The organism is Kushneria sp. EE4 (assembly GCF_977968315.1).
Genome location: NZ_OZ386212.1, coordinates 1,209,704 through 1,221,239, shown reverse-complemented (window position 1 = coordinate 1,221,239; position 11,536 = coordinate 1,209,704). Strand labels below are relative to the sequence as shown.

General features: G+C 56.7%; 14 protein-coding genes. 5 read left to right on the top strand and 9 right to left on the bottom strand.

The window, feature by feature from the left end; genetic code table 11:
- Positions 1 to 55 precede the first annotated feature (55 nt).
- Entirely contained in the window at positions 56 to 643 is a 588-nt protein-coding gene (gene nfuA / locus ACXMYO_RS05595; RefSeq protein WP_457808065.1) for a Fe-S biogenesis protein NfuA, read from the top strand.
- 106 nt (positions 644 to 749) lie between these two features.
- Here the strand turns inward: nfuA and ACXMYO_RS05590 are convergent, their stop codons facing one another.
- The gene (locus tag ACXMYO_RS05590) at positions 750 to 1,715 is read right to left on the bottom strand and encodes a DNA-binding protein (RefSeq protein ID WP_438767353.1); all 966 of its coding nucleotides are present in this window, start codon (positions 1,713 to 1,715) and stop codon (positions 750 to 752) included.
- A 199-nt stretch (positions 1,716 to 1,914) separates the two neighbouring features.
- Here ACXMYO_RS05590 and ACXMYO_RS05585 point away from each other — a divergent pair, with 199 nt between their 5' ends.
- Genes ACXMYO_RS05585 through ACXMYO_RS05575 form a run of 3 tightly spaced genes read left to right on the top strand, consistent with a single transcriptional unit; the run spans position 1,915 to position 4,033 of the window.
- Positions 1,915 to 3,129 (top strand): tyrosine-type recombinase/integrase, encoded by a 1,215-nt coding sequence (locus tag ACXMYO_RS05585; RefSeq protein ID WP_457808064.1) that lies wholly within the window; start codon positions 1,915 to 1,917, stop codon positions 3,127 to 3,129.
- 37 nt (positions 3,130 to 3,166) lie between these two features.
- The gene (locus tag ACXMYO_RS05580; protein WP_438767351.1) at positions 3,167 to 3,577 is read left to right on the top strand and encodes a SufE family protein; all 411 of its coding nucleotides are present in this window, start codon (positions 3,167 to 3,169) and stop codon (positions 3,575 to 3,577) included.
- A gap of 57 nt (positions 3,578 to 3,634) precedes the next feature.
- The gene (locus ACXMYO_RS05575) at positions 3,635 to 4,033 is read left to right on the top strand and encodes a DUF2628 domain-containing protein (protein WP_457808063.1); all 399 of its coding nucleotides are present in this window, start codon (positions 3,635 to 3,637) and stop codon (positions 4,031 to 4,033) included.
- On the opposite strand, the gene yidD is transcribed toward ACXMYO_RS05575, so the two are convergent.
- The 4 genes from yidD to ACXMYO_RS05555 form a co-directional block, all read right to left on the bottom strand.
- Positions 4,024 to 4,359, bottom strand: a complete 336-nt coding sequence (gene yidD / locus ACXMYO_RS05570) for a membrane protein insertion efficiency factor YidD (RefSeq protein WP_457808062.1) — start codon at positions 4,357 to 4,359, stop codon at positions 4,024 to 4,026. The genes ACXMYO_RS05575 and yidD overlap by 10 nt on opposite strands.
- The gene (gene hisI, locus ACXMYO_RS05565) at positions 4,346 to 4,795 is read right to left on the bottom strand and encodes a phosphoribosyl-AMP cyclohydrolase (protein ID WP_438767348.1); all 450 of its coding nucleotides are present in this window, start codon (positions 4,793 to 4,795) and stop codon (positions 4,346 to 4,348) included. The genes yidD and hisI overlap by 14 nt, the downstream gene beginning before the upstream one ends.
- A 20-nt stretch (positions 4,796 to 4,815) precedes the next feature.
- The gene (locus ACXMYO_RS05560) at positions 4,816 to 6,150 is read right to left on the bottom strand and encodes a dihydroorotase (RefSeq protein WP_457808061.1); all 1,335 of its coding nucleotides are present in this window, start codon (positions 6,148 to 6,150) and stop codon (positions 4,816 to 4,818) included.
- A 61-nt stretch (positions 6,151 to 6,211) separates the two neighbouring features.
- Positions 6,212 to 6,655: a transcriptional repressor gene (locus ACXMYO_RS05555; RefSeq protein WP_457808060.1), complete on the bottom strand. Its 444-nt coding sequence runs from the start codon at positions 6,653 to 6,655 to the stop codon at positions 6,212 to 6,214.
- Positions 6,656 to 6,923: 268 nt separating this feature from the next.
- Here ACXMYO_RS05555 and ACXMYO_RS05550 point away from each other — a divergent pair, with 268 nt between their 5' ends.
- Complete coding sequence (locus tag ACXMYO_RS05550) at positions 6,924 to 7,406, top strand: DUF1161 domain-containing protein (protein WP_457808059.1); 483 nt, start codon at positions 6,924 to 6,926, stop codon at positions 7,404 to 7,406.
- A gap of 92 nt (positions 7,407 to 7,498) precedes the next feature.
- Here the strand turns inward: ACXMYO_RS05550 and ACXMYO_RS05545 are convergent, their stop codons facing one another.
- The 4 genes from ACXMYO_RS05545 to gorA form a co-directional block, all read right to left on the bottom strand.
- The gene (locus tag ACXMYO_RS05545) at positions 7,499 to 7,894 is read right to left on the bottom strand and encodes an ectoine synthase (protein ID WP_438767343.1); all 396 of its coding nucleotides are present in this window, start codon (positions 7,892 to 7,894) and stop codon (positions 7,499 to 7,501) included.
- Positions 7,895 to 7,980: 86 nt separating this feature from the next.
- Positions 7,981 to 9,243, bottom strand: a complete 1,263-nt coding sequence (ectB, locus tag ACXMYO_RS05540) for a diaminobutyrate--2-oxoglutarate transaminase (RefSeq protein WP_457808058.1) — start codon at positions 9,241 to 9,243, stop codon at positions 7,981 to 7,983.
- 54 nt (positions 9,244 to 9,297) lie between these two features.
- The gene (ectA, locus tag ACXMYO_RS05535) at positions 9,298 to 9,810 is read right to left on the bottom strand and encodes a diaminobutyrate acetyltransferase (protein ID WP_438768410.1); all 513 of its coding nucleotides are present in this window, start codon (positions 9,808 to 9,810) and stop codon (positions 9,298 to 9,300) included.
- A gap of 291 nt (positions 9,811 to 10,101) precedes the next feature.
- Entirely contained in the window at positions 10,102 to 11,463 is a 1,362-nt protein-coding gene (gorA, locus tag ACXMYO_RS05530; protein ID WP_457808057.1) for a glutathione-disulfide reductase, read from the bottom strand.
- Between the last annotated feature and the right edge of the window lie 73 nt (positions 11,464 to 11,536).

Sequence of the window (11,536 nt, the reverse complement as noted above, 5' to 3'; positions counted from 1 at the left end):
GGCTGGCATAAAATATAGGCAGATTTCTTTATTGCGATTGCGCACGAGGCCGCCAATGAGTCAGACCATCGAAATTACAGAAAGCGCGCAGGACTATCTTGCCGATCTGCTCTCGCGTCAGGACGTCGAAGGCATCGGCGTGCGTGTCTTTATCACTCAGCCGGGTACGCCCTACGCTGAAACCTGCCTTGCCTATTGCAGGCCCGGCGAAGAAGAAGAAAGCGATGAGCGAATTCCGCTTGAAAAATTCAATCTCTTTCTCGAAAAGCACAGCGTGGCCTTTCTCGAAGACGCCGTGGTAGATTTCAATGCTGACCGCATGGGCGGGCAGCTTACCATCAAGGCGCCCAATGCCAAGATGCCCCAGGTCAGTGAAGACAGTCCGCTCGAAGACCGGGTCAACTATATTCTCTATAGCGAAATCAATCCGGGGCTTGCCGCCCACGGCGGCGAAATTCGCCTGATCCAGCTGACAGAGGACAAAGTGGCCGTTTTGCAGTTCGGCGGCGGCTGCCAGGGCTGTGCCGCTGTCGACATCACGCTCAAGCAGGGCGTTGAAAAAACGCTGACAGAGCGCATTCCAGAGCTTACGGCCATTCGTGACGTGACCGACCACACCGACACGACCAACGCCTACTATTGATCGTGGCCGGCGTTTGCCGACGCCTGTTATTGAGCGCAAAAAACCCCGGCATTGCCGGGGTTTTTCTGTAAGGCGCCTGCCAAAAGGCTTTTCACGACACAAGCGTTTAGTACACGAACGGGGGCATGGGCGCCCTTGAAAGACGCTCCTGAAGCACCCGAAGTTCGGTGCGAAGACGCGCCAGTTCCTCATCGCGGTCGGCCAGCAGCCCCGAAAGATGATCTTCACGCCCTCGGCTTTCCTGAAGCTGCTGCTCGCTGTGCCTGGCCTGCTGTCCCAGATCGCGCATCTTGCGCTCTTCTTCCTGCAAAGTGCGCCGCTGCTGCTCCAGCTGCGCGTTGATCTTTTCGATACGCTCTTCGAGCTGCTCCTGTCGGCGCCGCGCCTGCTTCTCGACTTCCTGTTTTTCATGCCGGGCGCTGTCCAACAGCTGCATCAGGCGATTTTCGGCGCTTTCATGGCGCGACTCCTCCTGTGCCAGGCGCCGCTTGTGCGTCTGATCGAGCTGTTCGAGCGCCTCATGATGCTCGCGCTCCAGGCGATCACGCTCTTCGCTGAGCGCATCGATCTGTCGGTCACGCATGACCAGACGCTGATCGCGCTCTTCGAGCTGACCGCGAAGATTGGTGGCTTCGCTTTCCAGCCGGGCAAGACTGGTCGCCTTTTCCTCGAGCCGGGCCGCCGTGCTGTCCAGACGCTCGCTCAGGGCATCCAGACGCTGCTCGGTATCTTCTACGCGACGCTGCGCCTGACGGGTCTGTTCATGCGCCTGCTCCACCTGTTCATCGGATTGCTGCCGATAGAAGGCAAGCGCTTCGCCGGCTTCCTCCTGTGCCTGCTGCCATAACCCGGCCAAGGCATCATGCAGCCGCTCCGGAATGGCCTGGGGCAGAGGAACATCGCGATTTTCGTCGCGTCTTGCCCGCCATTCCCGCAGATGATCACTGATGGTGGTAAAGCTGCCGGTACCCAATACCTCGCGGATGCGCTGAACACTTGGCGCATCGCCTCGCTGTATCAGGGTTTCGATCGCCCTTTGTACGTCTTCGAACTGCACGCCATTTCGTGCCATGACGGCCTCCTGAGTTCCCTGTGATCGCCCCGGGATTTCTTCTGTTTTGAGAGGGGCAATGTTTCATCACCACTATAGCGGGTTATTGTGTCAAAAGCATTATTACGTAATACATATAACGTAATTTTATTTACGATAAAGTAAATAAACTCATGATTACGCGTCTTATCATGACTTTATCGACCATAATGGCTATTCTGTGTCACGAGAGTACCCGGAGGCCTTTGACGAGGATGCGATGAAAAAGGCGTTAACTATCGAGCCTGAAGCCGATCATGGGCGTGACGCCGTACTGTCAGCGGGCGATTTGCGCGCCATGCCCTGTCAATTGGTCGAAGCCGAAAGCGATCGGGAAGCCGTTGCGGCCTGGCTCATGGAATATCGCGCCAGCCCGCAGACCTTCAGGCAATACCGCAAGGAGGCAGAACGACTGCTTTTGTGGCTTGAGGGGCAGGGCAGGCACCTGGCACATATGGACCGACGGGCACTGGATGACTTTGAACATTTTCTTGCCGATCCGCGACCGGCCGATGAATGGATCGGGCCGCCCAGACCCCGTTCCAGTGAGCAGTGGCGCCCGTTTCGCAAAGGGCTTTCTGCCGCGAGTCGCCGTCAGAGTCTGGTAATTTTACAAACGCTTTTCGGCTGGCTGATCGAGGCAGGGTGGCTGCGTCAAAATCCGTTCAGACTGATGCGAGACAAGCGCCGACGCCTCGACAATACGCAGGGCGGCGTCGAGCGCTATCTGGAACGACCGCTATGGCAGTGGTGCTGGCAGGCACTTGATACGCCACCGCCAGCAGGAGCACCACTTCGCGCTCGGTATGAGTTCGAGCGCCGGCGCTTCATTTTTGCCTTTGCCTATCTACTGGCGCCGCGGGTAAGCGAAATGAGCCATGCCCATATGAACGATTTTCAAAAGCGCGAAGGGCAGTGGTGGTGGCAGGTAACGGGCAAGGGCAGCAAACGGGCTCATATTCCTGTACCGGATGCCATGATGGAGGCGTTGATGCGCTGGCGCAGAGCGCTTGAGCTGCAGGCCATGCCGTCACCCGAAGAGAGCACGCCGGTCATCAGAGCGCTGGATGGAAAGCGCGGCGTTGGCGACAATCAGCTCTATCGCATGATCAAAACGGCCTTCGAGATTCTGGCAGTAAAAAAGGACCAGGAGGGCGAGGCCGCACAAAACGAGGCGCAGCGATTACGCCTGGCCACACCCCACTGGCTGCGCCACACGGCCATTACGCACCAGGCGCAACAGGGCGTCGAGCTGCGCTATCTTGCACGCACGGCACGTCATTCAAGACTCGAGACGACAGCACGCTACCTTCACGCCGAATCACGGGAGTGGCATGGACAGATCAATCGCCATACGCTTGATCTGTCGGACGAAGCCGCAGATGACACGCTATAATGCGACCCTTTCCCCTATACCAGCACATGGAGCCGGCATGAGTCCGCAAGAGGCCCAGCAGGAACTGATCGACGAATTCGACATGTTTGATAACTGGATGGATCGTTATCAGTACATCATCGATCTGGGCAGACTGCTGCCCGATTTTCCTGACGAATGGAAAAACGACGACACGCGTCTTGATGGCTGCCAGTCCAACGTATGGGTTCATGCCGAACGTCAGGGCGAAACGCTGCACTTTTACGCCATATCGGACGCCGCCATCGTTTCGGGCCTGATCGCCATACTACTGCGCATCTATAACGACCGAACGCCACGAGAAATTATCGATACGCCTGCCGATTTCCTGACAGCGCTGGGGCTCGACAAGCACCTGTCACCCACCCGCAGCAATGGATTGCACGCCATGCTCGAGCGCATTAAGTCAACGGCACATGCACATGCCTGATGCGTAACCTTTTGAATGCCCGTAAGATGCGCCATCCCGAGACACTGACAGGCGCCAATGAAACACTTTGATGTTTACGAGCATTTCGATGGCCATGCCGAAGTCGTCAAACAGGGCTGGAACTGGCCGGCCTTCTTTTTTGGCGCATTCTGGGCACTGTGCTGCCGGTTATGGAAGATTGCCGTATTGACGCTCGTCGGCGTTTTTGTAGTGTCGATGGCAGGTGCGCTGGAAGAAAGTGGCATCATCGATGTGATGGCCAATATTGCCTGTCTGGGGGTCTACGTTGCCTTCGGCATTAACGGCAACAACTGGAAGCGACAGCGTCTGATATCAGGTGGCTTTCGTTTTGCGGGCACCGTTGAGGCCAAAAGCGCCGGCGATGCCCTCAAAAGACATGGCGACCAACATCAGCACGATGGCGCTGATACCAGCACACATACCTTTCAGGCCTGATCGTTGCGCTTTTGATCGCAACCTTCCTTGTGATCATGTTCGGTGCAGCGCCGACGGGCCGTGTTCTCGGGCACCGGATCGACACCACCGGCACAAAAGGGATGGCAGCGCAGAATGCGCCGGAGCGCGAGCCATCCGCCACGGAGGGCACCGTGGCGTTGAATGGCCTCGATCGCATAGTTGGAGCAGGTGGGCCAGAAGCGACACCGCGGTCCGATCACGGGGCTGATACCGTACTGATAGATCCGCATCAGAGCGATCAGCACCATGCCAGGCACCTTTTGCAGCCCTCGTGACAGCTGACGCAGCGCGTCAGCTATTGCCATACAGCGCCTCGGAAGACATCAAAGGCGCCGTGTCCACGCGCGCAGCGTTTTTATCAAGTGCCAGATAGAAGCAGGTGCGTCGGCCGGTATGACATGCAGGCCCGGTCTGATCAACCTTGAGCAGTAGCGTATCGCCATCACAGTCCAGCCATGCCTGATCGAGCATCTGTACCTGCCCTGACGATTCGCCCTTGCGCCACGGCCTTTGCCGGGAGCGCGACCAGTAGCACACGCGTCCGGTCTGGAGTGTCTCTTCAAGCGTTTGCCGTGTCATCCAGGCCATCATCAGCACTTCGCCCGTATCAAACTGCTGGGCGATAGCAGGCATCAGGCCTTCATCGTTCCAGCCGGCAGTGTCCAGAAGCGTTTCAAGATGGGTTTCATGACCGGGCTCTGCCTGCTCAAGCGCTTTATACGCTGGCGATGATGCGCTCATGTCTCTGGTTACTCCTTGAATTAGCGACGACGGTAGGTGACGCGCTCACCGGCCGGGTTGCCGGCGAGATTCTCGCCGTCCCAGGCGATGACGCCGTTGACGATGGTGGTATCAATGCTGCCACGCAGCGCCGCCCCCTCGAAAGGACTCCAGCCACACTTGTAAAGCAGTGCATCGCGGGTGACGGTGAAGCGGTTTTCCAGGTCGACCAGTACGAGATCCGCCATGTAGCCCTCACGGATAAAGCCGCGATCTGCCAGTTCAAAGCGCCGCGCGACGTTATGGCTGGTTTTCTCGACGATGGTGGTCAACTCGAAGTGACCGGCGTTGACCTGATCCAGCAGGGAGGAGAGGGCGTGTTGTACCAGCGGCATGCCAGAAGGCGCGCTGAAGTAGCTGTTGTCCTTTTCTTCCAGCGTGTGTGGCGCATGGTCGGTGGCCACAATATCGATGCGGCCATCGTTGACTGCGTCTCGGATGGCCTGGCGGTCCGCCGCGGTCTTGATGGCCGGATTGCACTTGATCCATGACCCCAGACGCTCGTAGTCCTCGTCACAAAACCACAGATGATGCACGCAGGCTTCGGCCGTGATCAGCTTGCCGTCTACCGGGCCGGGCTCGAACAGTGCCATCTCTTCAGCGGTGGTCAGATGCAGCACGTGTAAACGCGTACCGTGTTTGCGTGCCAGCTCGATCGCCATGCTGGAGCTTTTATAGCAGGCCTCGCGCGACCGGATTTCACCATGCAGCGAGAAGGGGACCTGCTCTCCGAAGCGCTCGCGCGCCTGACGCTCGCTTTCCTGAACCATGGGCGTGTCTTCGCAGTGCGTGATCACCGGGATTTTCGCGTTGGCAAAGATATCTTCAAGCGTCTGCGGTGCATCCACCAGCATGTTGCCGGTCGAAGCCCCCATGAAAATCTTGATACCGCAGGTGGCTGCCGGGTCAAGCGCCTTGATGGCTTCCAGGTTGTCGTTGCTCGCGCCGTGATAAAAGGCGTAATTGGCATGCGAGCGGCCACGCGCCAGTGCGTACTTGTGCTCGAGAGCCTGGCTGTCCAGCGTGGGTGGCTTGACGTTGGGCATTTCCATATAGGTGGTAATGCCACCGGCCACGGCCGCTGCCGACTCTGTGGCCATGTCCGCCTTGTGGGTCAGGCCCGGCTCCCGAAAATGCACCTGATCGTCGATCATGCCGGGAAGCAGGTACCGGCCACGTGCATCGATGACCTTTTTGGCATCACGTGACAGGGAAGGGGCGATGGCATCGATGCGCCCGTCCAGCACGCCAACATCCAGCTCACGGATAGAGCCTTCATTGACGACGCGAGCGTTGACGATCAGCAGATCGAACATGGCATAAGACCTGTGTTATTGAATAAAACGAAAGTCACGACAGGGTTTGAGTCACCCTCGATCAGCGTGACTGCTGACATTGCTGACAAACGCCGGAAAGCTCGATGGTCTGGCGTTCGATGACAAACCCGTGACCGGCCGCCGTCTCATCCAGACGGTGCATGGTGTCATGGTCATGCATCTCTTCGACCAGGCCACACAGCCGGCAGATCATTAACTGAAAGCCGCGGGAATGATCGGGGCACGGACAGGCCACATAGGCATTGAGCGATTCGATGCGATGCACCAGCCCCTGTTCGAGCAAAAAGTCCAGCGCACGATACACCGTGGGTGGTCGCGCCGAGGCGTGCTCGCTGGACAAAAGATCCAGAAGCTCATAGGCCTTGAGGCCGCTGGAGTGGGCGCTGATGATTTCGAAGACGCGGCGACGAATGGGCGTGAATCGCACGTCATTGTCGTGACAGCGTGTTTCGGCCATGCGCAGCAGGCTGGATACATCAGGCATTGAATGTTCTCATCGTTGAAACGCAGGACAGCATGAAATATGTGCTCATGGTAACGTTATCGGGCAGGGCTCGCACCTTGCAGGTCATCACAAATTGACGACCGGGGTATCAACGACACGCCACCGGTAATTCCCCACTACCGAATTTAACATAATATATATTATGCGAAGTAATGGCGCGGCCCAGTGAATCTGCACAGGCTTGTCGTCATAATGGTTTATATTCATCGCATCGAATGATGTTGAACTGTTTCCAGGAGATTGTCTCATGACGTATTCACGCACTTTTTGTTCAACGCTGGCGCTGTCGTTGACTGCCCTGTGTTTGCCCACGCTTGCGTTTGGTGCGTGTCAGGAAGTACGCGACCGAATCGCACAAAACATCGAATCCAACGGTGTTGAACCCATGGGCTACTCGCTTCAGGTCATTCCGACATCCGATGCCGATCAGGCCGAAGGCCAGATTGTGGGCCACTGCGACAACAACCAATACCAGATTGTCTATCAGCGTCACTACCGCACCAGCAGCGCCGAGACCATGGAAGACGCTTCTGCCCAGAAAGACGAAATCGACGGCACGTCCAGTGCTGACACGCAAGCCCCACCCTCTGAAACACCCGAGACCTCAGCCGAGCTGATGAACGCTCCTGAAACGCCTGCTGTGGATCAGACTGACGACGAGGATACGTCAGACAGCCGGCGGGTCGAGACTTCCGATATGCCGGTCAGTACTGAAAGCTCCAACAACTGAGGCGTCGTTTTCCTGTTGTTTTTCTACGGTCCATGCCGAAAAAAGCCTGCTCACATGAGCAGGCTTTTTTGTTGTATGAACATCACAGCGTATCAGTCGTCTGCTGGCGCGTAGGAGCCATCCTCACGATGCACTTCGCGACCGGTCAGCGCCGGATTGAAAACACAGGCGACCGTCATGCCTTTTTCCATGCCGCGCAGCCAGTGCTCATCGTTCTGGTCGAGCAGATACATGTCACCGGCCTTGATGGTGTGCTTTTTGCCATCGGCAATGGTTTCCACCTCGCCTTCGCCTTCATAACAAAAAACGGCTTCGATATGGTTTTTGTAGTGAATGTGGGTCTCTGTGCCCGGGCGAATGCGAGTGATATTAAAGGAAAAGCCGCAGTTGTCCTCGGCCAGCATCAAACGTGTGCTGTCCCAGTTGCCGTTTTCGGCTTCAACAAAGCGGTCGGTCTTGCGGCACTCTTCAAGGTTACGAACGATCATCGGTCTGGCTGCCTTTTCTGGTCACAATCAACATGAATCATTACGGTACGGGCACTGGCCACCCGCCAGAGCCTCTCTAATAACAATTATTCAATGAGGCTGCGAATGCTTCGCTCAAGAAGGGTCAGGCCCTGCTCAAGCTCATCATCGGTAATGGTCAGCGGACAAAGACACTTGACCACTTCACCGGCCTGCCCGCTGGTTTCAATGATCAGCCCGCGCTCGAAGGCGCCATGGGTAATCTCGTCGGCCAGTTCACCGCTGCCGACATCAATGCCACGCATCATGCCACGACCGCGCTCCTTCGCCGGATGGCCGGCATCGTTGAGAAGCCCTGCCAGCATTTCGAAGCGCTCCCGGATGACTTCGCCCTTGCGCTGAACTTCCTTTTCAAAGGTGTCGTCTGTCCAGTAGTGACGCAGCGTTTCTGTGGCGGTCACCATGGCCAGCGTGTGGCCGCGAAAGGTGCCGTTGTACTGTCCGGGCGTCCATTTATCGAGATCGCGGTGCATCATCAGCATGGCAAATGGCAGCCCGTAACCGGACAGCGATTTGGAATTGGTTACCATGTCGGGCTTGATGCCGGCATGTTCAAAGCTGAAAAACTTGCCGGTACGGCCGCAGCCGGCCTGAATATCGTCCACGATCAGCAGGATATCGCGCTTTTTGCAGATGTCGGCGAGTCTTTTGATCCACTCGATCGAGGCCGCGTTGATACCGCCCTCGCCCTGCACCAGTTCAACGATGGCCGCCGCCGGTCGGTCAAGGCCGCTGGATTTGTCATCGAGTGCCTTTTCGACATAATCAAGCGTGTCCACGCCCTCGCCCATGTAGCCATCATAAGGCATGAACTGGGCACCAACGGCCGGCACACCCAGCGCGTCGCGAAACTTTGCATTGCCGGTGGTCGCAAGCGCCCCCATGGTGACGCCATGGAAACCGTTGGTGAAGGTCAGAATATTGTGGCGACCCGTAATACGACGCGCCAGGCGGATCGCGGCTTCAACGGCGTTGGTGCCGGTCGGTCCGGGCAGCTGAATCTTGTAGTCCAGGCCGCGCGGCTTGAGGATCAGTTCTTCAAGCGTCTGATAAAAATCCTGTTTGCCATGGGTCCAGAAATCGAGACCGTGAACGATTCCGTCACGCTCGATATAGTTCATCAGCGCCTTTTTCAGTACCGGGTTATTGTGCCCGTAATTCAGCGTACCGGCCCCGGCGAGAAAATCGATGTACTGCGTGCCGTCGGTGGTCCAGAGATGGGCGCCACGGGCGCGATCAAAAACAATGGGAAAAGAGCGGGAATAAGTGCGAACTTCGGATTCCATCCGTTCAAAATACTGTGTGTCCATCTACAACACTCCCCGTATCAATAGTGGTTGGGTCAGAAATTCCGGAGGTCCTGTCTAGATCTGCTGCGGATCGAAGGGCCCTATCCGCACCAGATTTTCCGGGTCGTGCTCTCCTCCAAGCTGCTCTTCGGAAAAGTATTCACGACTGTTGAGCGGCGCCTGCCAGCGCTGTGCCAGCCGCCTGAAAAGCCCCCATGACGCCTCGTTGTCCGGCGTAATGGTCGTTTCGAGATGGCGAACTTCGGCCTGGTGTTCACGTCTTAAAACGGTTTCAACCAGCTTGCGGGCAAGCCCGGTACCCCTGGCCTTTTCACCAACGGCGACCTGCCACAAAAAGAAGGTATCCGAGGCGTTTGTTTTTACATAGCCCGAAACAAAGCCAACGATTTCACCATCGGCAAGCGTTGCCACGGCGCAGCGGTCACGAAACTGCGTGGCAAGGAGCAGATAGGCGTAAGCGGAATTGACGTCCAGCGGTGGGCAGGCCTTGATAAGCTCATAGATGCCCCAGCCATCATCGGTCCCCGGGGGGCGAATCAAAATGGGCGTTTCCCCTTCAATAATCATCTCGGCGAGATCGGGATGAGAGATATCGCTTGCAGCCGTCGTTGTTTGATTGGTTGGTATCATGGATATTTCGCAGTTGGCGAATTAGACGCGCATAATAACAATAACTTATAGAACCATCAAATCCATGCGTTATGAGTAGCACGCAAATTTATAATTCATTTTTATGAAACGATGGCAAGAAGTACTGTGCGGTCGAATCCTTGAGCATCACTTGTCGGACAGGATTAACTATAGACAAGAAAAAGCCGCCCGCAGGCGGCTTTCGAATCCATCGTAGCTCTTGATGCATTACGTTCTTGTGACACTGCGCAGTGTTACGAACTCTTCTGCGCTGGTGGGATGCACACCGATGGTGGCATCAAAATCACGCTTGGTCAGCCTGGCACGCACGGCAATGGCCAGTCCCTGAATCAGCTCGCCGGCCTCCTCGCCCACCATGTGCGCACCGACCACGCGATCAGTGCTGTCATCGACCACCAGTTTCATCAGACAGCGCTCGTCGCTGCCGGAAAGCGTATGACGCATGGGTTTAAAGTCCGTGGTGTAGACACGAATGCTGTCACACTGCTCTTTGGCCTGCTCTTCCGTGAGGCCGACCGTCCCCATGTTGGGATGGCAGAACACAGCCGTCGCCACGCTGTCGTAATCGATGGCCTCTGCACTGCCGCTTCCGTAATGAAGCTCTACCAGACGCATGGCTTCCTCGAGTGCCACCGGCGTCAGCTCCGGTCCTTCGATGATGTCGCCCAGTGCCAGAATCGACGCAACAGAGGTCTGGTAGCGGTCGTCAATTTTCAGCTTGCCATCAAACTCACGCTCGACATCGACATTTTCAAGCCCCAGCCCCTCAAAGCGCGGGCGGCGCCCGGTCGCACCGAGGATGGCGTCCACTTCCAGCGTTTCACCGTTGCTGAGCTCGACATCATAGGCCTCACCGCGCTTTTCCACACGAGTGATCGTGGATTCGAAATGCAGGTTAACGCCCTTTTTGAGCATTTCATCGCGAATAAAATCGCGCAGTTCATGATCGAAGCCGCGCAGAAACAGCGGGCCTCGATAGGCCAGATGGGTCTGTGCCCCCAGGCCGTTGAAAATGCTGGCAAACTCGACAGCAATGTAGCCACCGCCCATGACCAGAAAGCGCTTCGGAAACGCCGGCAGATCGAAAATCTGATCAGAGGACAGAACATGCTCGCGGCCTTCGAATTCCGGCATCCAGGGCGTGCCGCCGGTCGCGATCAGGATCTTTTCGGCGCTGACGTGACGGCCGTTGACCGTGACGGTGTGCTCATCAACGATCTCGGCACGCCCCTGAATCAGCTCAACCCCCGAGTTGGTCAAAAGCTTTTCATAGATGCCGTTGAGACGCGAGATTTCCGCCTTTTTGTTGTCTCGAAGCTTCGACCACTCAAAGCGCGGCGCACTGTCGAACTGCCACCCAAAACCCTGACTGTCTTCAAAGGCATCATGGAAATGGGCGGCATAGGAATAAAGTTTTTTGGGAACACACCCTACGTTGACGCAGGTCCCTCCCAGGTATCGATCCTCGGCGATGGCCACTCTGACGCCCTTGCCGGCTGCGGTGCGAGCAGCCCTTACGCCACCTGATCCTGCACCGATAACAAAAAGATCGACATCATATTGCGACACGGTTGTTGCTCCAGCTGAAAAATATTTGAAACAGAGGCGCTTCCGTTGGAATCCTGCCCTGGGAATAATGGGT